Below are 21,293 nucleotides of genomic sequence, written 5' to 3'. Positions count from 1 at the left end.
CCAGGCGACCGAGGTCGGCGTTCCCGTGGGTAGCATGGTCGTTATGACGACTTCGCCGCAGTCTGCCCCGATCACCCTCGCCCCGGTCTCGGACGAGAAGAACCTCCTCACCGTGGTCGAGTCCGCCGGTTCGTGCTGCGGCGGCGGCAGCTGCAGCATCGACTGACGCCTCCTCTCGTCAACACCACGATCCGCCGGCGATGACCGACGAGCAGCTTCACATCACCCCGCGAGTCGCGCGCATCCTCATGTCGGAGGAGGCGATCTACGGCCTCATCCTCGTTTCGGGCATGATCGTCGTCTCGGCGCACGGCACGTCGTTGGAGGCGCTCGTCACCGTCGCCGTCACCGTGATCGTGTTCTTCGCCGCCCACGTGTTCGCCGGCACACTGGGTCGCTTGGCTGCCACGGACGGCCACGCTGGGCTGCGGGCGAGCCTGCGGGCCTCGGCGCACCAATCCGGGGGCATGCTCCTCGCGTCGGTGCCGCCCATGATCATCCTGCTGCTCGGTGCGACGCGGGTCATCGAAGACACCACCGCCCTCTGGGTGGCGCTCATCGCCAACACGGTCATGCTCGGCGCACTCGGCTGGATCGCGGTCGCACGCTGGAGCACGCACTGGCTTCCACGCATTCTGAGCGCGCTCATCACCGCCGCTTTCGGTGGCGTGCTCATCCTGCTGAAAGCCGTCATCCACCACTGACGTCGCGGCGCGCGGCCTGCGCCGGCGCGAGCAGCGCCGCGACCACCGCCGGGCTGAGCCCCGGCACATCGTCGACCGGCACCGCCAGGGCCAGAAGCGCGCGGCTGAAGTAGTTGCGCACGGCCGCGGCGAGGGTGAGGTCGACGATCTGCCGGTCCGTGAAGCCGAGGTCGCGCAGGCGCCGGGTGTCGGCGTCGGTCATGGTGGCGGCATCCGTCGAGAGCCTCTCGGAGTACGCGATCACCGCCATGTCCTTCTCGTCGAGATCGGCTGCCGCGCCCTCGCGGGCGAGGCGGACGAGCTGGTCCTCATCGAGGATGCCTGCCCGCAGGCTCTTGCGGCCGTGGGCGAGGAGGCAGTGATCCGACCCGATGGCGCGTGCGGCGCCGAGCGTCGCGAGCTCGTAGTTGCGCAGGCCGATCGACGGCACGATGGCCCGGATGAGCGCCTCGAAGGCCTGGTGAGCCTCGGGGTTGACCGCCATCGCGCGCGTGTGACCGAAGACGAAGCCGTCTCCGCTGAGGTCGCCGTCGTACATCTCGGCGACGTGGCCGGTGGCCCCGTCGAGGTCCGGAGTGGTCACGATCATGGTGCTGCCTTCCCCTCGGGCTTCGGGCGCATCCAGAATCGCGGATGCCCCACCCCTTGTCGAGGGGTAGGGCATCCGCGTGATAGCCGGGTCAGTGAGCGGCCGGCGCTCCCATCGGCGCGTCAGCAGGCTTGCGGATGAGGAACGCCCCGACCAGCAGCGGCAGCGAGAGGAAAGCGGCGGTGAGGAACGCGGCGTGCGTCCCGGCGGCGCCCGCCGCGACGTCGTCGGCGCCCGCCGCCGTGGCGCCGGCCGACGCCGAAGCCATCACGCCGAACATGAGCGCGATGCCGGCGGCGCCCGCGACTTGCTGCGCGGTGCCCACGACCGCCGAGCCGTACGAGTAGAACTTCGGCTGGAGAGACGCGAGAGAAGCGGTGAACAGGGGCGTGAAGGACAGCGCGAGACCGAGGGACAGGACCGTCTGCGTGACAGCGACGAGCCACACCGGCGTCTCGATGCCGAACGTCGTGTAGAACCACAGCATCGCGCTGGTGATCACGGCGCCGGGGACGAGCAGCACGGTCGTGCCCCAGCGGTCGTAGATGCGGCCGATGATCGGACCGGCGAGACCCATCGCGAGGGCGCCGGGCAGCACGACGAGACCGGTCGTGAGCGGGTCGACGCCGAGGACGTCCTGCAGGTAGAGCGGGACGACCGTGATCGCGCCGAAGAACGCCATCGACATGATCACCATCTGTCCCATCGACAGCGAGAAGTTGGCGCTGCGGAACACGCGCAGGTCGAGCAGCGCGTCGTCCTTGCGCTGCAGAACGACCTGACGCCAGCCGAACAGGCCGAGCGCCACGACACCGACGGCGAGCGACACGATGAGCGTCGTGGTCGACGCGGCGGCCGCAGCCGCGGCATCGGCCCCGCCGCCGTGCCCGCCGGCGCCCAGCTGGCTGAGGCCGAAGACCAGACCGCCGAAGCCGAGCGCGGACAGGATCACCGAGAGCACATCGATCGGGGCGTGGGTCGTCTCGCCGAGATTGTGGATCCAGCGGGCGCCGACGACGAGCGCGACGATCGCGATCGGCAGCACGATGCCGAAGATCCAGCGCCACTCGAAGTTGTTGAGGATCGCTCCCGCGAGGGTCGGACCGATGGCGGGGGCGAGCGAGATCACGATGCTGACGCGGCCCATCATGCGCCCGCGGATTGCGGCCGGGACCACGGTCATGAGAGTCGTCATGAGCAGCGGCATCATGATGGCGGTGCCGGACGCCTGCACCACACGCGCGATCAGGAGCACGGGGAAGCCGGGCGCCAGGAAGGCGATGAGCGTTCCTGTCGAGAACAGGCTCATCGCGGCGACGAACATGGTGCGCGTCGTGAAGCGGCGCAGCAGGAAGCCCGTGATCGGGATGATCACGGCCATCGTGAGCATGAACGCGGTCGTCAGCCACTGCGCGGAGAGCGCCGTGATCCCGAGGTCGGTGATGAGGTGCGGGATCGCGACGCCCATCGTCGTCTCGTTGAGGATGGCGACGAACGCCGCGGCGAGCAGCAGCCAGATGACGCGGCTCTCTTCGGGGCGTAGCTTCGGCGCCCCGCCGGCGGCGCTGCTCGGAGCAGCGGGGATGCTGCCGGTTCCGGGTGTCGTTTCGATGGCGGCCATGGGTCTCCTCGAGGCTCGGATGGACAGCGATATGCCACCCGAGGATGGCAAGCCCTCAGGATAACCACAGGTTCCGACATCCCATTCCCGCTCCGGGGGATGGGATGTCGGCGATCAGGCGACGCGCCGGGTCAGCTGTCCGAGCGGCCGGGCTCCGCGTCGTCCCACTTCTCGGAGCCGATCGCGTCGGTCGGCTCGGCCTCGGGCTCGCGGTCCTCGAGGTTCTTCGGCAGGGGGTTCACGATCTCCTCGTGCGGGATGGCCTTGAGGGCGTCGATCTCTTCGCGCAGTTCCGCGAGATCGCTGCCGTCGTGTTCGGGGAGGTCGGGCGTCGAGGTCATGGCACGAGCCTAGCGTCGGCGGGGCTCATTAGGCTGGCCACGTGAGCATGCGCGGCGGTGGCGGCGGGGGAGGGCACCCCGGCTTCCGTCCGGTCGACACCGAGGCGCAGCGGCGCGCCAACGCCGAGGCGCCCGAGATCCCGAACCTCGGGCGACGCGTGGTCGCTCTCTTCCGGCCCTACAAGTGGTCGATCCTCATCACGGGCGTGCTCGTCGTCGCCGGCGCGGGCATCGCCGTCATCCCCCCGCTGCTGGTGCAGCGCGTGTTCGACGACGCGCTGTTCCCCGTCGACGGCTCGGCGCCCGACCTCTCTCTGCTGTGGAAGCTCGTGCTCGCGATGATCGCGCTCTTCCTGCTGTCGGCGGCCGTCGGCGTCGTGCAGACGTGGCTCACGTCGACCGTCGGGAACCGGGTCACCGGCGACCTGCGGGTGAAGCTGTTCGACCACCTGCAGTCGATGGAGCTCGGCTTCTTCACGCGCACCAAGACCGGCGTCATCCAATCGCGTCTCCAGAACGACGTGGGCGGCGTCTCGGGCGTGCTGACGAACACGGTGACGAGCATCCTCGGCAACACGGTCACCGTCGTGGCCTCGCTCGTGGCGATGATCCTCATCGACTGGCGGCTCACGATCATCGCGGTCGTGCTCATGCCGTTCCTGATCCTGGTGCAGCGCCGGGTCGGCCAGGTGCGCGCGCGCATCGCGGGCGAGACGCAGGAATCGCTCTCGGAGCTAACCGCCATCACGCAGGAGACCCTGAGCGTCTCGGGCATCCTGCTGTCGAAGTCGTTCAACCGTCAGCGCACCGAGTCGGCGCGCTACGCCGACGAGAACATCAACCAGGTGCGCCTGCAGGTGCGGCGCGCGATGAGCGGTCAGGGCTTCTTCGCCGTGGTCCAGGTGATCATGGCGAGCGTCCCCGCGATCATCTACCTCGTGTCGGGCTACCTCATCGGCGGCGGCACCGACGCCATCACGGCGGGCACGATCGTCGCCTTCACGACGGTGCAGGCGCGCCTCTTGATGCCGCTCATGGGCCTCATGCGCGTCTCGCTCGACCTGCAGACGTCGTCGGCGCTGTTCGCCCGCATCTTCGAGTACCTCGATCTTGTGCCGGCCATCCGCGACGCCCCCGACGCCATCGACGTCGCCGACGCCCCGGGCCCGCTCGGGCGCATCGAGTTCCGCGATGTCCGGTTCCGGTACCCGGATGCCGCCGCCGACGCGCGCGCGACGCTTCAGGGCGTCTCGTTCACGGCCGAGCCCGGCCAGCACGTCGCGTTCGTCGGGCCCTCCGGCGCCGGCAAGACGACCGTCCTCTACCTGACGCCGCGTCTGTACGAGGCATCCGGCGGCTCGGTCCTCTTCGCCGGCGAGGACGTGCGCCGCCTGACCCAGGAGTCGATCGTCGACAACGTGGGCATCGTCTCGCAGGAGACCTATCTCTTCCACGCCACGATCCGCGAGAACCTGCGCTACGCGAAGCCGGACGCGACCGACGCCGAGGTCGAGGCAGCCTGCCGCGCCGCGAACATCCATCACGTGATCGAGCGGTTCGAGAAGGGCTACGACACGGTCGTCGGCGAACGCGGGTACCGGCTGTCCGGCGGCGAGAAGCAGCGCATCGCGATCGCCCGGGTGCTCCTCAAGGACCCTCCCGTGCTGCTGCTCGACGAGGCGACGTCGGCTCTCGACACCGTGTCGGAGCGCGTCGTGCAGGAGGCGCTCGACGCCGCGGCGCGGGGCCGCACGACGCTGTCGATCGCGCACCGCCTGTCCACGGTGATCGCGGCGGATGTCATCCACGTCGTCGAGGCGGGGCGCATCGTCGAATCCGGCACGCACGCCTCTCTCCTGGCGGCGGGCGGGCTCTACTCCGAACTCGCCGCGCAGCAGCTCGCGACCACCAGGATCCTGGAGGCGGAGGACGCAGAGCCGCCCGCCGATCACCCCGATCGCCGCGCCGACACACCCCCCGACACCCCCGTCGTCACCCCTGAAGAGGTGCTCGCCGCGGGCCGCGGCAGTGTCGGCGATCCGAAGTGGCGCGCGGACTGAGGCCTGCACCGCCTCGTGCTGTCGTCACCAGAGGCGTGCGGCGGCGAGAGCCGTGGCGGCAGGGTCCGACAGACGGAGCCCGTCGCTGCGCGACCACAGCGTGCGCGCGAATGCGCCGAGCTCCCGCCGGTAGGCGTCGTCGACGTGGTCGCGGGCGAGGTCGACGAGCGGCGGCAGGTCCATCGCGAGGATGAGACGGACGCGGGATGCCGCGGCCCGCGGCTGGCCCGCGGCATCCAGCACCTCGATGCCTCCGGCGAGAGCCTCGAGGTAGTCGCGGAGCACAGGGAGCTCCCCCTTGTGCTGTGTGATGGAGGAGCCGTCGGCGCGCTCGCGCCACTGGACGACGACGTCGGGGATGACGTCGAAAGCCCGGGCGCGGGTGTACATCTGCTGCGCGACGATCTGGTCCTCGTACGCCTTGCCGACCGGGAACCGAAGTCCGGTGCGCCGCCACAGGTCGGCGCGACTCACCTTCGACCACGCGACGATGTTGCCTGATGCATCCGGGTGCTGCTCGAGGGTGGTGCCGACCCGCGCGGGATCGGTCGCGGCGGCGACCCAGGGCTGAACGCTGCCGGCCTCGTACCCGCCGGCGCTGTCGGGGCGCAGCCGCACGTACGCGCCGACGGCGAAGTCGCTGCCGCTGGCGGCCACGGTGCCGACGAGTCGCTCGAGCGCCGTCGGGGTCAGCCGGTCGTCGGCGTCGAGGAACCCGACGAACGGGGTGCGGACCAGCTCGAGGGCCGTGTTGCGCGCCGCGCCGAGCCCGCTCTGCTCCCGGTGATGCACGACCTGGAACCGCTCGTCGGCGGAGGCGGCGGCATCGAACAGCGCGCCGGTCTCATCCGTCGAGGCGTCGTCGACCAGGATCGCGACCCAGTCGCCGCGGGTCTGCGCGCGCAGCGAGTCGAGCGCCTCAGCCGCGTAGAGGGCCACGTCGTAGCCAGGGACGATGACGGTGACGGCGGGGGGCACGTCCTGATCCTACGGTCGCCCGCTGGCGCACGGCTTCCCAGATGGCTCGCGTGACGCACGGTCACGCCGCGAGGTTCAGCGGCCCGGCTCGCATACGGCCGCGACGGATGCCTCGACCGCGTCGGCGACCGCGTCCAGCGGTGCGTCCAGCCGGCGCGGGAAGGTGAAGCGCACCGCGGTCTGCGCGACCTCCGGCGTGATGCCCATGGCGACCAGCACGTGCGAAGGCTCGTCGCTGCCTGCGGCGCACGCCGAACCGCTCGACGACACGATGCCGCGGCGCTCGAGCTCGAGGAGCACGGCCTCGCCGCTGGTGCCGGCGAACGTGAAGCTGGCCGTGCCCGCGAGTCGGTGCACAGGGTCGCCGGTGAGGCGCGCCGAGGGCACGCGCTCGAGCACGCGGGCGATGAAGCGATCGCGGATGACCGACACGCGAGCGGATGCCTCGTCCCGCTCCGCCTCGGCCAACTCCAGTGCGGTGGCGAAGCCGACGGCGCCCGCGACGTCCTCGGTGCCGCTTCGTCGGCCGCGCTCCTGACCGCCGCCGTGCAGCAGGGGCTCGAGGGGGATCCGGCCCCGGACGCCGAGCACGCCCGTGCCCTTCGGCGCGCCCAGCTTGTGTCCCGCGAGCGAGATCGCGTCATATCCGAGCTCGTCGGCCGACAGCGTGAGCCAGCCGGCGGCCTGCACCGCGTCGAGGTGGAACGGGATGCGCCGATCACGGACGACGGCGGCAAGTGCCGCAGCATCCTGAACCGTTCCGACCTCGTTGTTCGCGTAGCCGATGCTCACGAGCGCCGTGTCGTCGCGGAGGCTCAGGGCGACAGCATCCGTCGTCACCCGGGCGTGCTCGTCGACGGGCACCCGCGTCGCGGCGAACCCGTGAACGCGCTCGAGGTAATCGACGGACTCGAGCACCGACTCGTGCTCGATCGGCGTGGTCACGACATGCGCACGACGGTCTTCGCGGCGCATCGCCGCGGCGATCGCGATGCCTTTGATGGCGAGGTTGTCGGCCTCGGTGCCCCCCGACGTGAAGACGATGTCGCCGGCGCGCAGGGCGAGCACGCGGGCCACGCGCCGGCGCGCGTCGGCGAGCGCGTCGGCCGCCGCCTCGCCCACGGTGTGGTGGCTCGACGGGTTGCCGTACCAGCGGGTCAGGTACGGCATCATCGCATCGAGGACCTCCGGCCGGACCCGGGTGGTCGCCGCGTTGTCGAGGTACAGCATGCTCATCGGGGCCTCCGGGCGGCTCAGGCCGCGTCGATCCGCACGTCGAGGCCGAGGTCGAGAGCGCGTGCGGAGTGGGTGAGGGCGCCTACCGAGATGACGTCGACGCCCGTCTCGGCGATCGCCCGCACGGTCTCGAGCGAGACGCCGCCGGACGCCTCGACCGTCGCCCGCCCCGCGACCTGGGCGACACCGGCGCGAAGGTCGTCGAGCGAGAAGTTGTCGAGCATGATCGTTCCGATGCCGGCCGCGAGCACCGGCTCGATCTGGTCGAGCCGGTCGACCTCGACCTCGATGTGGGTCGTGTGGGGGAGAAGGTCCTTGGCGGCCACGAGCGCGGCCGTGGGCGAGACGCCCTTCTGCGCGAGCACCGCGAGGTGGTTGTCCTTGGCCATCACGGCGTCCGACAGCGAGTGGCGGTGATTGCGGCCGCCGCCGTCGCGCACGGCCTTGCGCTCGAAGGCCCGGAGTCCGGGGGTCGTCTTGCGGGTGTCGGCGATGCGGGCGCCAGTATGCGCGACCTCCGCCACGTAGGTCCCGGTGAGCGTCGCGATCCCCGACATCCGCTGCACGAAGTTGAGGCCGATGCGCTCGGCCGTGAGCACGCCGCGCGCCGGGCCGGTGACGACCGCGAGCACCGCACCGGGCTCGAACCACTCGGCGTCCTCCACGACGAGCTCGACGTCGATGCGCGGGTCGGTGAGCCGGAACGCTGCCTCGAACACCTCGCCGCCCGAGAAGACTCCCCGCTCGCGCGCGACGAGATCGGCCCGGGCGATGGCGTTCTCGGGGATCAGCGCCTCGCTCGTGAGGTCGCCCCACGGCGCGTCCTCCTCGAGGGCGGCGGCGACGGCGCGGTCGATCACGGCGCGGGTCAGCATGCGACGGGCTCCTTGGAGGGGTCGGCGGCCGCACTCCAGGGATCCGGAGCCGACGCCGCAGCGGGCGCGGCGTGAAGCGCGATCGCATCGCGACTCCGCGGAGTCTCGGCGCTCTCGGCGGTGTCATCGGAGCGGAAGTGTGCGCCCACCGACTCCCGTCGAGCGAGCGCCGCGGCGACGAGGTGCTCGGCGACGAGAAGGAGGTTCTCGTCCTCGAAGTCGTGCTCGGAGTCCCGCGTGCGCTCCTGGGCGCGCCAGCCGGCGATGACGGATGCCGCGTGCCCGAGGCCCGCGTCGTCCCGCACGAGTGCGGCGTCATCCCAGAGCAGGTCCTGCAGCGCGGCGCGCGAGAACGCCGGCACCTCGCCCGGGTTCGCCCGCTCGCCCGTCGCGATCTGGCGGGCGGAACCGCGCTTCGTGACGGGTGAGCGCTGCTCGGGCGCAGGCGACGCGGGGGAGGCGGAGGTCGGCCAGGAACCGGATGCCGCGTCCTCGGCGATGACGTCGCCGGCACGTGCGCCGAACACGGCGCCCTCGAGCAGCGAGTTCGACGCGAGGCGGTTGGCGCCGTGCACTCCGGTGCGCGCGACCTCGCCGACGGCGTACAGCCCGGGCAGGGTCGTGCGGCCGAAGAGGTCGGTGCTCACGCCGCCCATCAGGTAATGCGCGGCCGGCGTCACCGGGATGGGCTCGCGCGCCCAGTCCAGGCCGCGCTCGCGCACGGCACGGTCGATGGTGGGGAAGCGGCGCGCGAGGAATGCCGCGCGTTCCTCGGCGTCCTCGGAGTGGATGCGCGTCGCGTCCAGCTGGACCGGACGGCCGCCCTGCGCCTCCATCTGCCGTGCGATCGCACGGGCGACCACATCGCGGGGGGCGAGCTCGCCGTCGGGGTGCGCATCGAACGCGAACCGGCGGCCGTGCTCGTCGATCAGGGCGGCGCCCTCGCCGCGCACGGCCTCAGAGACGAGGAACGAGTCGCCCACCGCGAGCACGGTCGGATGGAACTGGAAGAACTCGAGGTCGGCGACCGCGGCGCCCGCGCGGATCGCCGCGGCGATCCCGTCGCCGGTGGCCACCTCGGGGTTGGTCGAGTGCGCATACAGTTCACCCGCGCCCCCGGTCGCGAGCACCACCGCGTCGGCCTCGAGGCTCTCGCGGCGGCCGGCGGCAGCATCCGTCTCCCCGACGATCAGCTCGACGCCCGTGACGCGACCGTCCGTGAGGAGCAGGTCGACGAGGAACGCGTGCTCGACGACCGCGACATCGCTCGCGCGAAGACGCGCGACGAGGGCCTTCTCGATCGCCGTGCCGGTGGCGTCGCCGCCGGCGTGCAGGATGCGCGGGTACGAGTGCGCGGCCTCGAGGCCCTTCACGAAGCCGCCGGCGTCGTCGCGGTCGAACGCGACACCGAGTGCGATGAGCTCGCGGATGCGTTCTGGCCCCTCGTGGACCAGAACGCGCACCGCGTCCGGGTCATTGAGGCCGGAGCCGGCGACCAGCGTGTCGCGCACGTGGTCGTCGGCGCGGTCGTCGTCGAACATCACGCCGGCGATGCCGCCCTGCGCGAAACGGGTGTTGGCGTGCTCCAGCACGTCCTTCGTCACCAGGGTGACACGGCAGCCGTGCTCGACGGCGTGCAGCGCCGTGAGCAGGCCCGCGATGCCGGAGCCGACCACGATGGCGCTGGTCATGAGGCGTTCTCCCACGCGGCCGCGGGCGCTGCCGGGGGCTTGGCCGCGAGCATGCGTTCCAGCGCCGCGCGTGCCGGCTCCGCGACCGCGTCCGGCACCGTGATGCGGTTTCGCACCTCGCCCGCGACGAGCCCCTCGAGCACCCACGCGAGATAGCCCGGGTGGATGCGGTACATCGTCGAGCACGGGCAGACGACCGGGTCCAGGCAGAAGATCGTGTGCTGCGGGTGGTCGGCCGCGAGCCGCTGCACGAGGTTCACCTCGGTGCCGATCGCGAATGTCGTCGGCTCGGACGCGGCCTCGATCGCCTTGCGGATGTAGTCGGTCGAGCCCGCCTCGTCCGCGGCGTCGACGACCTCCATCGGGCATTCGGGGTGCACGATCACCCGCACGCCCGGGTGCTCGGCGCGGGCCTTTTCGATCTGATCGACCGTGAAGCGGCGGTGCACCGAGCAGAAGCCGTGCCACAGGATGACGCGCGCATCGGCGAGCTGGCCGACGGATGCTCCGCCCAGGGGCTTGCGCGGATTCCACATCGGCATCTGCTCGAGCGGCACCCCCATCGCCTTCGCGGTGTTGCGACCGAGGTGCTGGTCGGGGAAGAACAGCACGCGGCGTCCGCGCTGGAACGCCCATTCGAGCACCGTCCGCGCGTTGGAGGAGGTGCACACGATGCCGCCGTGGCGTCCGACGAATCCCTTGATCGCGGCGGAGGAGTTCATGTAGGTCACGGGGATCACAGGCACGAGGCCGTCGGCATCCGTCTCGTCCATGTCTCCGTAGACCTCGGCCAGCTGCTCCCAGCACTCCTCGACCTGGTCGATGTCGGCCATGTCGGCCATCGAGCATCCGGCCGCCAGATTGGGGAGGATCACGGCCTGCTCGGGGCGCGACAGCAGGTCGGCGGTCTCGGCCATGAAGTGGACGCCGCAGAACACGATGGCCTCGGCGTCGGGGTGCTCGAGCGCCGCGTTCGCCAACTGGAACGAGTCGCCCACGTAATCCGCGTGGACCACCACCTCTTCGCGCTGGTAGAAGTGCCCGAGGACGACCACCCGGTCGCCCAGGGTCGCCTTCGCGGCCCGGATGCGCTGGTCGAGCTCGGCTTCGGAGGCCTCTCGGTACTCGCGGGGGAGCTCGCCCTGGCGCGGCGACCCGGTGGGGATCACGTCACCCATCGATGAGCCCGGCCCGTAGCCCGGGCGCGAGTCGAAATCCCACGGTCCTGCGGCAAGGTCGGTGTTGCACGTCTCGCCGACCGTGGCGCCGGCGACGATGGCCTGGATGGCGTGGTCGACCGAGGCATCGAGTTGGGGGCGGGGCTGGAGGGTGAGGTTCACGGCAGGCATGTCGGGTGCTCCGTTCGGGGGTCAGTGGCCGGCGTCGAGCGGGCCGCGATCGGCCAGCTCGACGTCCTGGTTGTAGCGGTAGAGCCGCGCGGGGCGGTGGCTTCCGGTGCGGAAGCGGTCGGTGGGGATGAGGGTGCCGGAGTTCTCGACCTGACGGCGGAAGTTCGCCGGGTCCAGGCGTCGCGCGAGGATCGCCTCGTACACCTCGCGCAGATCGGCGAGGGTGAATTCGTCGGCGAGCAGCCCGTGGGCGATGCGGCTGTAGCCGACCTTGTTGCGCAGGCGCCACAGCGCATAGCCGACGATCTCATTGTGGTCGAAGGCGAGCGCGGGGAGGGCGGCCGCATCGAACCACTGGACGTTCTCCACCGTGGCGTCGGTGATCTCGTCGGCGCGCAGGAGCGCCCAGTACACGATCGAGACGACACGGGTGGGGGAGCGGTCGACGGCCCCGAACGCGTACAGCTGCTCGAGATAGCTCGGTGCCAGCCCGGTCGTCTCGGCGAGGGTGCGGGATGCCGCGGTATCCAGTCCCTCCGTCACGTCCAGCCATCCGCCGGGAAGGGCCCACTGGCCTTCGTGCGGATCCCGCGTGCGGCGCACGAGCGGGAGCACGACCTGGAGGGCATCGCTTCCGGGAAGGCGCCGAAGCGTGAAGATCACCGTCGACACCGCCACGCGGATCGCGTCGGTGTCGGCGGGAGCGCCGGGGGAGCGGGTTTCAGGAGCTGTTCTGGTCATGGTGACTCTAACTGTCGAGACGATCATAGTGTCACTTTGACCAGAAGCCAAACGGATGCTGTAACAGAGGGAGCCGGCCGCCGAGCGCACGTGACCGATCCCCGCCCGGGCCTCGGCCCGACACGCCCGGGCGCCCGATGGAGGTCGTCTCCCAGCCTCGATGCGTAGCCTGACGAGACGGGGTCCGACGGGCGGGGAGGGGCGAGATGATCGTCGTCGATGTGATCGTCGTCCTCCTGCTCGTCGCCGCCTGTGTCGCGGGCGTCCAGCGCGGCTTCTTCGCGAGCATCGGCACGCTCGCGGGGCTCGCGGCAGGTGCCTTCGCGGCCTTCTGGCTGACTCCGCTGGTGAGCGCGTGGGTGCCGTCGCCGGTCTGGCGCGGGCCCGCGGTGCTGCTCACCGCGCTCGGGCTCGTGTTCGCCGGTGCGGCGGTCGGCTCCGCGATCGGCTCGGCCCTGCGCTCCGGCGCAGACCGGCTGAGGCTCCGGGCGATCGAGCGCTTCCTCGGCGGCATCGCCTCGGTCGTCGCGGCCATCCTCGCACTGGCGCTCGTCGCGCCGGCCATCGCCGTCGCCGGCATCCCGGTCATCTCATCGGCCGTCGCTTCCTCGGCCATCCTGCGAGGCATCGAGGCTGCGACGCCCGACCCCGTCGCCACCGCGCTCGCGCAGCTGCGCGGCGCTGTGCTCGACGACGGGCTGCCCGGGCTCGGGATCCTGCTCGGACCGGGGACAGCCGACCCCGAGCCCCCGGTCGCACTGGACGATCCCGAACTGCAGCAGGCCGCAGCATCCGTCGCCCGTGTCTCCGGCAATGCATACGCCTGCGGGCGCGGATCGTCGGGCACCGGGTTCGTCGTGGCGGAGGACCGGGTCGTCACGAACGCGCACGTCGTCGCCGGCGTCGACACGCCCATCGTCGAGCTGCCCGGCGTGGCGGCGCGCGAGGGCCGCATCGTCTACTTCGATCCGATCGACGACCTCGCGGTGATCGCCGTCGACGACCTGGGTGCGAGCGCACTGCCGTTCTCGCCGACGCTCGAGGCCGGCGCCGCAGCGGCCGTGCAGGGCTACCCCTATGGGGGCCCGTTCACGATGGTGCCGGCGAGCGTGCAGTCGGTGGGCACGGCCAACGTGCCCGACGTGTACGACGGCTCGTGGAGTCCGCGCGAGATCTACTCGCTGCAAGCCGTCGTGCGCCCGGGCAACTCGGGCGGACCGCTCCTGACCGGCGACGGCGAGGTCGCGGGCGTGGTGTTCGCGCGCGCCGAGAACGACGAGAACGTCGGCTACGCGATGACGATGGCAGAGCTCACCCCGGTGGCCGATCGCGCGCCTTCCCTCACCGACCCCGTGTCGACAGGCTCCTGCGTCGGCTGACGGCACCGACCGGTATGCTTGCTGCGCAAGTCAATAACGGCCCATCACCCGGGCGGGAGAGCCTCGGCAGCGTTATCGCCGAGCACCGAAGGAGCAAGCCTCCCCGCCAATCTCTCAGGTACGCGTACCGTCCGGGCAGGCCGACTCTGGAAAGCGATTCGAGCGCAGCTCGCAATCCGCCGACGGTGAAAACCCGCTCCTCGCGGGCGAAACTCTCAGGCCCATGACAGAGGGGGAGTTCACAGGCGCCTTCCGGCGTCTGCCCGTCCGCGACCGGGAGAACTCATGACAGAACTCCGTACGACTGCCCTGCACGACCGCCACGAGGCGCTCGGCGCCTCCTTCACCGACTTCGGCGGCTGGCTCATGCCGGTGCGCTACAGCTCCGACCTCGCCGAGCACCACGCCGTACGCTCCGGCGCCGGTCTGTTCGACATCTCGCACATGGCCGAGTTCCTCGTTACAGGGGTAGGCGCGGCGGCGTTCCTCGACTACGCGCTCGCCGGCGCGATCTCGCCGATGCGCGTCGGCAAGGCGAAGTACTCGCTGGTGCTCGCCGAGTCCGGCGGCATCATCGACGACGTCATCGTCTATCGCCTCGCGGACGACCGCTTCCTCGTGATCGCGAATGCCGGGAATCGGGATGCTGTCGCCGCGGCGTTCGCCCAGCGCATCGGCGGCTTCGAGACCGAGCTCGAGGACCAGACCGACGCCATGTCGCTGATCGCCGTGCAGGGCCCTGCCGCCCGCGAGATCGTCGAGGCGGCCACGGGAATCACCGACGTCGCGCCTGAGCTCGCCGAACTCGGCTACTACGCGTGGTCGGCCGGAACGTTCAACGGGGAGCCTCTGTTCATCGCCCGCACGGGCTATACCGGCGAGGACGGCTTCGAGCTGCTCGTGCCGAACCGCGCCGCGACAGCCCTGTGGGACGCCCTGCTGGCGGCGGGCGCGCCGCTCGGGCTGGTGCCCGCGGGTCTCGCCGCGCGCGACACGCTGCGCCTGGAGGCCGGCATGCCCCTCTACGGCCACGAGCTGTCGCTCGACATCGTCCCCGCGCAGGCCGGCCTCGGCCGTGTCGTCGCGGGCGACAAGGACGACTTCGTCGGCAAGGCGGGGCTCGGCGCGGTGGTCGCGTCCGACGCCCCGGTGCTGGTGGGCCTCTCGGGCGAGGGCCGCCGCGCCGGCCGTGCCGGCTACGCCGTGTTCGACGCCGCCGACGCCGCGTTGCCGGTCGGCGAGGTCACGAGCGGTGCGCTCAGCCCGACCCTGGGGCATCCCATCGCCATGGCGTTCGTCTCGCCGGCCGCGAGCGCGCCCGGAACCGAGCTCTTCATCGACGTGCGGGGCACCCGCATCCCCGCGACCGTGACCGACCTGCCCTTCTACCGGAGGAACAAATGACCGACCTCACCGCCCTCAAGTACACCGCCGAGCACGAGTGGGTCGCCCTCGACGGCGACCTCGCGACCGTCGGCATCACCTCCTACGCCGCCGACAAGCTCGGTGACGTCGTGTTCGTCGAGCTGCCCGCCGTCGGAAGCCAGGTGGCCGCGGCGACTGTCGTCGGCGAGATCGAGTCCACGAAGTCGGTCGGCGAACTCTACGCCCCGCTCAGTGGCGAGGTCGTCGAGGTCAACGAGGCCGTGGTCGACGACCCGTCGCTCGTCAACGCCGATCCGTTCGGCGCCGGCTGGCTCGTCAAGATCACGGTCGACCCCGCAGCGGTCGCGGATCTCCTCGACCGCGACGCGTACGTCTCGCTCACGGGCGGCGCCGAATGACGGGCCTCTTCGCCGACCGTCACATCGGAACGGATGCCGCGGCCCAGCGCACCATGCTCGACGCGCTGGGATACGACAGCGTCGACGCGATCGTCGAGGCGGCGGTCCCGGCATCCATCCATGTCAAGCCCCGGGCCACGAGCGACATCCCGCCCGCGGCGACCGAGGCTGAGGCACTGGCGGAGCTGCGCGTGCTGGCATCGCAGAACCGCACCGCGCGGCCGATGATCGGGCTGGGGTACTACGACACGCTGACGCCGTCGGTGATCGCCCGTAACGTGCTCGAGAACCCCTCCTGGTACACGGCGTACACGCCGTACCAGCCGGAGATCTCGCAGGGGCGCCTCGAGGCGCTGATCAACTTCCAGACCATGGTGACCGACCTCACCGGGCTCGCGACGGCGAACGCCTCGATGCTCGACGAGTCCACCGCCGTCGTGGAGGGCATGCTGGTGGCCCGCCGCGCTTCGAAGGCGGGGTCGAACGTGTTCGTGGTCGACGCCGACGCGCTCCCGCAGACGAAGGCGCTGCTGGCTCACCGCGCGGCGGCCGTGGGGATCGAGCTCGTGGAGCTGGACCTCGGCCGGGGCGCGACTCTGCCGGACGAGCTGTTCGGCGTGCTCGTGCAATACCCCGGCGCGTCGGGCAACGTGTGGGATCCGTCAGGCGTCGTCGACGCGGCGCACGTGGCGGGGGCCCTGGTCGTCGTCGCGGCCGACCTGCTCGCGCTGACGCTGCTGCGCTCGCCCGGCTCGCTCGGCGCCGATGTGGCGGTGGGCACGACGCAGCGCTTCGGCGTGCCGCTCGGCTTCGGCGGCCCGCACGCCGGCTACATGGCGGTGCGTCAGGGTCTCGAACGGCAGCTGCCGGGACGCCTCGTCGGCGTCTCGCAGGACGCCGCCGGCCACCCCGCCTACCGCCTTGCGCTGCAGACCCGTGAGCAGCACATCCGGCGTGAGAAGGCGACATCCAACATCTGCACCTCGCAGGTGCTGCTCGCCGTCATGGCGTCGATGTACGCGGTCTACCACGGTCCCGACGGGTTGCGCGCGATCGCGACGGACGTCGCGAAGAAGGCCGAGGCGCTCGCGGCCCGCCTGCGCTCGTACGGCCTGTCGCTGCGCTCGGACTCGTTCTTCGACACCATCCGCGTGGCGACGCCGGGCGCGTCGCGGCGTGTGATCGAGCGTGCGCGGGAGCGCGGCTACCAGCTGTTCTGGGCCGACGACGCCACGGTCGGCGTCTCGGTCGACGAGACGACGACCCAGGACGACCTCGCCGCCGTCGCATGGGCGTTCGGGCTGCCCGAGAACGAGTTCCTCGGCGCGGGGGAGCAGGGCGAGCGGGTGCTCAGCTTCACGGATGCCGCACCCCTGTCCGGCGTGCCGTCTGCGCTGCAGCGGGTCGAGGAGTTCCTCACGCACCCGGTGTTCAACACGCACCGGTCCGAGACGGCGATGATGCGCTACCTCAAGCAGCTGTCCGACCGGGACTACGCGCTGGACCGCGGCATGATCCCGCTGGGCTCGTGCACGATGAAGCTGAACGCGGCGACCGAGATGGCCGCCGTATCGTGGCCCGAGTTCTCGCGCGTGCACCCGTTCGCTCCCGAGGACGACGTGCACGGCTACCTCGCCATGATCGAGCAGCTCGAGGTGTGGCTCGCCGAGGTGACCGGGTACGACGCGGTGTCGCTGCAGCCCAACGCGGGCTCCCAGGGCGAGCTCGCGGGCCTCATGGCGATCCGCGGCTACCACCGGGCCAACGACGACCACGGCCGCACCGTATGCCTCATCCCGTCGTCCGCGCACGGCACGAACGCCGCCTCGGCGGTGCTGGCCGGCATGCGGGTCGTGGTGGTGGCGTGTGACGAGGCCGGCAACGTCGACCTCGACGACCTGCGCGCGAAGATCGCGGCGCACGCCGACGAGCTCGCCGCGCTCATGATCACCTACCCGTCGACGCACGGCGTCTACGAGCACGACGTGCTCGACATCACACAGGCCGTGCACGACGCGGGCGGCCAGGTCTACGTCGACGGCGCGAACCTCAACGCGCTCCTCGGCTACGCGCGCTTCGGCGACCTGGGCGGCGACGTCTCGCACCTGAACCTCCACAAGACGTTCGCGATCCCGCACGGCGGCGGAGGCCCGGGCGTCGGACCGGTGGCGGCGAAGGCGCACCTGGCGCCGTACCTGCCTTCGCATCCGCTGTCGCAGCGCAGGGACCACGCCGGCGGAGTCTTCGACGGCGGACCCGTCTCTGCCGCACCGCACGGATCGGCCGGCATCCTGCCGATCTCGTGGGCGTACGTGCGCATGATGGGGGCCGAGGGCCTGCGCAGCGCGACTGCTGCCGCCGTGCTCGCGGCCAACTACATCGCAGTGCGCCTGCGCGACCACTACCCGGTGCTGTACACCGGCGAGGACGGACTGGTCGCCCACGAGTGCATCCTCGACCTGCGTCCGCTGAAAGAGGCGACGGGCGTCTCGGTCGACGACGTCGCCAAGCGCCTCATCGACTACGGCTTCCACGCCCCGACGATGTCGTTCCCGGTCGCGGGAACGCTCATGGTCGAGCCGACGGAGTCAGAAGACCTCGCCGAGATCGAGCGCTTCATCGAGGCGATGATCGCGATCAAGGCTGAGGCCGATCGCGTCGCCGCGGGGGAGTGGCCGGCCGCCGACAACCCGCTCGTGAACGCCCCGCACACCGCCGAGTCCGTGGTGTCGGGTTCGTGGGAGCACCCCTACTCGCGCGAGACGGCGGTGTATCCGGTGCACACGCTGGTCCGCACCAAGTACTGGCCCCCGGTCCGCCGCATCGACCAGGCCTACGGCGACCGCAACCTCGTATGCGCCTGCCCGCCCATCGAGGCCTTCGCCTGACGAACCCTGAGCGACGGGATGCTGCGCCCCCGCAGCATCCCGTCGCTGTCTCGTCCGCCCGGCGCAGTCTCGCGGAATCGGGCACGGGGGAACGACGGACGAGGGCGACGGATGCTGCGGCGCGAGTCAGGCGGACGGCGTCGGTGTGGGGGAGGGCGTCGGGGTGGGGATGGGGGCGAAGACGCCGGGCCACAGCGCGGCGGCGAGGGGATATCCGACGAACGCGACGACGTCGAGGAGCGTGTGGGCGATGACCAGCGGCATGACGCGACCCCAGCGCCGGTAGCACCAGCCGAACACCACACCCATGACGACGTTGCCGACGATCGCGCCGATGCCCTGATACGCGTGGTAGGCGCCGCGCAGACCGGCAGAGGTCAGGATGATGGCCCATTCGTTCCAGCCGAACCGGCGCAGCCGGTCGAACAGGTAGCCGATGAAGATGACCTCCTCGGTCAACCCCGCCCGCAGCGCAGACAGCACCAGCAGCGGCACGGTCCACCACGCCGCATCGAGCGGAGACGCGACCACCACGACGGTGACCCCGAGAGCGCGGCCGGCGGCATAGAGCGCCAGGCCCGGCACTCCGATGACGGCGGCGAGAAGGATGCCGCGGCCGAGGTCTCCGCCGAACCTCGAGAAGTCGAGTCCGATGCGTCGCAGCGCGCTGCTCCCCGGCTTCCAGAGCAGGTAGACCACGAGCGCGACGAGGGCGAGGGCGAAGAAGATGGCGAGGAGCTGGTACACGACGTCCCATAGCGCCTGCGCATCCCGCGGTGGATTCACCTGGGTCTGCTGCTGGCCGAGCGGAACGGGTGCGAGGAGCTTGCGGACGAGCGACAGAACCGAGTAGACAGCCGACTGCCCGACGGTGATCGCGAGCACGATCCAGATCTCCCACGTGAGGCGTCCGCGATCATACGGCGTGAGGGGTGAAAGACTAGTGGAATCCCTCTGCCCCGTGGGCCGGTTCGGCGGCGTCATCTTGTCAGATTGTCACACTCCGCGTCGATTGAGTTAAGGCTCTGTAACGTTTTCGCCGATCGTTTTGACCATCTCACAACCGGTGCTTATCGTTTTCCCATCCGCGCGCAGGTCCGGCTTCCGGCCGGATTCGCGCGCATTACCCTGCACAGAGGAGACACAAGTGTCTGACAAGACGACGTGGCGCATGCGCGCACTCGGAGTCGCGGCGGGCGTCGGCGTGACCGCATTGGTCCTCGCCGGCTGCTCGACGACCCCGCCGGAGGCGGAGGAGCCGACGGCCACCGACACCGCGGTGACGGTTGCCGAAACGAACGAGTTCACGGGCACGAACTCGAACAGCGACAACGGCAACCTCGACATCAACGGCAAGATCGACTACCTCACCAAGTCGACGTTCTACTACGTCAGCGACAGCTACGAGGTCGTTCCCGACGAGTCGTTCGGCACGATGGAGGTCGTCAGCGAAGACCCCCTCCAGGTCAAGTACACGCTCAACGACGGGCTGGTGTGGTCTGACGGCGAGCCCATCACGACCGACGACCTGGTGTTCGGCTGGGCCGCCACCTCCGGCGTCTTCGACGACGCGACCCTCGACCCCGAGACGGGCGAGCCCACCAGCGGCACCAAGTACTTCGCGTACGCGGGCAGCACCGAGGGCCTCAAGACCTCGACGATCACCGAGGTCGCCGAAGACAAGCTCTCTCTCGTCCTCGAGTACGACGAGCCCTTCGTCGACTGGAACATCCAGGACCTCATGGACCAGCCGGTCCACGTCGTCGCTGAGAAGGCCGGCGTCGACCAGGCCGAGCTCATCGACACCATCCTGACCAGCCCCCGCGGCGACGTTGCGGCCCCGGCTCCGGTCAACGAGACGCTCAAGGCTGCCGCCGACTTCTGGAACTCGGGCTTCGACATGACGTCGCTGCCGGACGACCCGTCGCTGTACCTCTCGAGCGGCCCGTGGATCATCGACTCGTACGAGCCGACCCAGTCGATGACGCTGAAGCTCAACGACAAGTACACCGGTGACCTCAAGCCGCAGTTCTCCGAGCTGGTCATCCGCTTCATCGGTGACGCTCAGGCGCAGGTGACGGCCCTCCAGAACGGCGAAGTGGACATCATCGCCCCGCAGGCGAGCGGCGACACGCTCACCGCGCTGCAGGCGATCGACGGCGTCGAGGTCCTCCAGGGCGACGCGCTGAACTACGACCACCTCGACCTGACGTTCGCCGGCCCGTTCGCCGAGCAGAACGTCCGTGAGGCGTTCCTCAAGACGATCCCGCGTCAGCAGCTCGTCGACACGCTGATCAAGCCGGTCAACCCCGAGGCCGAGGTCCTCAACTCGCAGCTATTCATCCCGGCTCAGGCTCCGTACGAGGACGCCGTCGCCAGCAACGGCTCCGACGCATACGCCGAGGTCGACATCGAGGGCGCCAAGGAGCTCCTGGCCGGTGCGACGCCGACCATCCGCCTGATGTACAACATCAACAACCCGAACCGCGTCGCCGCGTTCGAGGCCATCCAGGCCTCGGCTGCTGAGGCCGGCTTCGTGATCGAGGATGTGGGCCGCGAGGACTGGAGCGCCCAGCTCGGTTCCGACATCTACGACGCAGTCATCTTCGGGTGGATCTCGCCCGGTGTCGGCAACGGCACCATCCCGCAGATCTTCGCGAGCTTCGGTGGCAGCAACTTCAACAAGTACGCCAACGAGCGTGTCGACGAGATCGCTCGGGAGATCCCGACGACGCTCGACCTCGACACGATCGACGAGCTGACGATCGAGGCGGACGGCGAGCTGTTCGCGGACGCCTACGGTCTGCCGCTCTTCCAGGGCCCCGGCCTCGAGGCGCACGCCGACAACATCGAGGGCATCACCTTCATGGGCAACCAGACCGGTGTGTTCTGGAACTTCTGGGAGTGGACGGTCGCCGAGTAATTCGGTGACTCACTGAAACACCACGCCATGGGGCGTCGGGTGCTTGCAGCCCGGCGCCCCGTGCGTGTGTCTTCCCGTCCACAGCCGGCGAACCCGACGCCCGGCCTCTGCTGCCGCCGTCGCCCGCCTGCTAC

The 21,293-nt window shown here is 70.6% G+C and carries 18 protein-coding genes and 2 riboswitches; of the genes, 8 read left to right on the top strand and 10 right to left on the bottom strand.

Translation table 11 applies throughout. The features are described from left to right. Nucleotides 1–43 precede the first annotated feature (43 nt). Nucleotides 44–166, top strand: coding sequence for a hypothetical protein (locus JNB61_RS20310; RefSeq protein ID WP_262927522.1), 123 nt, complete (start codon nt 44–46; stop codon nt 164–166). Nucleotides 167–200: 34 nt separating this feature from the next. Further along, entirely contained in the window at nt 201–704 is a 504-nt protein-coding gene (locus JNB61_RS13525; RefSeq protein ID WP_220289792.1) for a hypothetical protein, read from the top strand. Here JNB61_RS13525 and JNB61_RS13520 read toward each other — a convergent pair. The 3 genes from JNB61_RS13520 to JNB61_RS13510 form a co-directional block, all read right to left on the bottom strand. Continuing rightward, nucleotides 691–1,293, bottom strand: a complete 603-nt coding sequence (locus JNB61_RS13520) for a carboxymuconolactone decarboxylase family protein (protein WP_220339968.1) — start codon at nt 1,291–1,293, stop codon at nt 691–693. The genes JNB61_RS13525 and JNB61_RS13520 overlap by 14 nt on opposite strands. Nucleotides 1,294–1,384: 91 nt before the next feature. Then, nucleotides 1,385–2,914: a DHA2 family efflux MFS transporter permease subunit gene (locus tag JNB61_RS13515; RefSeq protein WP_220339967.1), complete on the bottom strand. Its 1,530-nt coding sequence runs from the start codon at nt 2,912–2,914 to the stop codon at nt 1,385–1,387. Nucleotides 2,915–3,045: 131 nt separating this feature from the next. Next, the gene (locus JNB61_RS13510; protein ID WP_159843327.1) at nt 3,046–3,255 is read right to left on the bottom strand and encodes a hypothetical protein; all 210 of its coding nucleotides are present in this window, start codon (nt 3,253–3,255) and stop codon (nt 3,046–3,048) included. Between the two features lie 47 nt (nt 3,256–3,302). Here JNB61_RS13510 and JNB61_RS13505 point away from each other — a divergent pair, with 47 nt between their 5' ends. Next, complete coding sequence (locus JNB61_RS13505; protein ID WP_223214843.1) at nt 3,303–5,315, top strand: ABC transporter ATP-binding protein; 2,013 nt, start codon at nt 3,303–3,305, stop codon at nt 5,313–5,315. Nucleotides 5,316–5,339: 24 nt separating this feature from the next. Here JNB61_RS13505 and JNB61_RS13500 read toward each other — a convergent pair whose 3' ends face one another. From JNB61_RS13500 to JNB61_RS13475, 6 genes are all read right to left on the bottom strand, one after another. Next, the gene (locus tag JNB61_RS13500; protein WP_220339966.1) at nt 5,340–6,293 is read right to left on the bottom strand and encodes a glycosyltransferase family 2 protein; all 954 of its coding nucleotides are present in this window, start codon (nt 6,291–6,293) and stop codon (nt 5,340–5,342) included. Between the two features lie 75 nt (nt 6,294–6,368). Next, on the bottom strand, nt 6,369–7,523 hold the full coding sequence (locus JNB61_RS13495) for a cysteine desulfurase family protein (protein ID WP_220340047.1): 1,155 nt from the start codon (nt 7,521–7,523) through the stop codon (nt 6,369–6,371). 23 nt (nt 7,524–7,546) lie between these two features. Further along, complete coding sequence (gene nadC / locus JNB61_RS13490; protein ID WP_220339965.1) at nt 7,547–8,404, bottom strand: carboxylating nicotinate-nucleotide diphosphorylase; 858 nt, start codon at nt 8,402–8,404, stop codon at nt 7,547–7,549. Beyond that, nucleotides 8,398–10,095, bottom strand: a complete 1,698-nt coding sequence (nadB, locus tag JNB61_RS13485; protein WP_220339964.1) for an L-aspartate oxidase — start codon at nt 10,093–10,095, stop codon at nt 8,398–8,400. Before nadB ends, nadC begins: the two co-directional genes overlap by 7 nt. Next, nucleotides 10,092–11,444, bottom strand: coding sequence for a quinolinate synthase NadA (nadA, locus tag JNB61_RS13480; RefSeq protein ID WP_220339963.1), 1,353 nt, complete (start codon nt 11,442–11,444; stop codon nt 10,092–10,094). Before nadA ends, nadB begins: the two co-directional genes overlap by 4 nt. A 21-nt stretch (nt 11,445–11,465) precedes the next feature. Continuing rightward, the gene (locus JNB61_RS13475) at nt 11,466–12,185 is read right to left on the bottom strand and encodes an NUDIX hydrolase (protein ID WP_220339962.1); all 720 of its coding nucleotides are present in this window, start codon (nt 12,183–12,185) and stop codon (nt 11,466–11,468) included. Nucleotides 12,186–12,391: 206 nt separating this feature from the next. Here JNB61_RS13475 and JNB61_RS13470 point away from each other — a divergent pair, with 206 nt between their 5' ends. The 4 genes from JNB61_RS13470 (at nt 12,392) to gcvP (ending at nt 18,236) form a co-directional block, all read left to right on the top strand. Further along, the gene (locus JNB61_RS13470) at nt 12,392–13,564 is read left to right on the top strand and encodes a MarP family serine protease (RefSeq protein WP_220339961.1); all 1,173 of its coding nucleotides are present in this window, start codon (nt 12,392–12,394) and stop codon (nt 13,562–13,564) included. Between the two features lie 43 nt (nt 13,565–13,607). Then, nucleotides 13,608–13,704: riboswitch (glycine riboswitch) on the top strand. A 1-nt stretch (nt 13,705) separates the two neighbouring features. Continuing rightward, a riboswitch (glycine riboswitch) is annotated at nt 13,706–13,801 on the top strand. A 48-nt stretch (nt 13,802–13,849) separates the two neighbouring features. Then, nucleotides 13,850–14,968 (top strand): glycine cleavage system aminomethyltransferase GcvT, encoded by a 1,119-nt coding sequence (gcvT, locus tag JNB61_RS13465; protein ID WP_220339960.1) that lies wholly within the window; start codon nt 13,850–13,852, stop codon nt 14,966–14,968. Beyond that, complete coding sequence (gene gcvH, locus JNB61_RS13460) at nt 14,965–15,348, top strand: glycine cleavage system protein GcvH (RefSeq protein ID WP_220339959.1); 384 nt, start codon at nt 14,965–14,967, stop codon at nt 15,346–15,348. The genes gcvT and gcvH overlap by 4 nt, the downstream gene beginning before the upstream one ends. After that, on the top strand, nt 15,345–18,236 hold the full coding sequence (gcvP, locus tag JNB61_RS13455) for an aminomethyl-transferring glycine dehydrogenase (RefSeq protein ID WP_220339958.1): 2,892 nt from the start codon (nt 15,345–15,347) through the stop codon (nt 18,234–18,236). Before gcvH ends, gcvP begins: the two co-directional genes overlap by 4 nt. Nucleotides 18,237–18,362: 126 nt before the next feature. Here gcvP and JNB61_RS13450 read toward each other — a convergent pair whose 3' ends face one another. Further along, nucleotides 18,363–19,220, bottom strand: coding sequence for a CPBP family intramembrane glutamic endopeptidase (locus tag JNB61_RS13450; protein ID WP_220339957.1), 858 nt, complete (start codon nt 19,218–19,220; stop codon nt 18,363–18,365). A 163-nt stretch (nt 19,221–19,383) separates the two neighbouring features. Here JNB61_RS13450 and JNB61_RS13445 point away from each other — a divergent pair, with 163 nt between their 5' ends. Beyond that, nucleotides 19,384–21,159, top strand: a complete 1,776-nt coding sequence (locus tag JNB61_RS13445; RefSeq protein WP_308291267.1) for an ABC transporter family substrate-binding protein — start codon at nt 19,384–19,386, stop codon at nt 21,157–21,159. Nucleotides 21,160–21,293: the final 134 nt, after the last annotated feature.

Source organism: Microbacterium ureisolvens, from assembly GCF_019511645.1.
Lineage (GTDB): Bacteria > Actinomycetota > Actinomycetes > Actinomycetales > Microbacteriaceae > Microbacterium > Microbacterium ureisolvens_A.
This window is presented reverse-complemented; position numbering and strand designations above follow the sequence as displayed.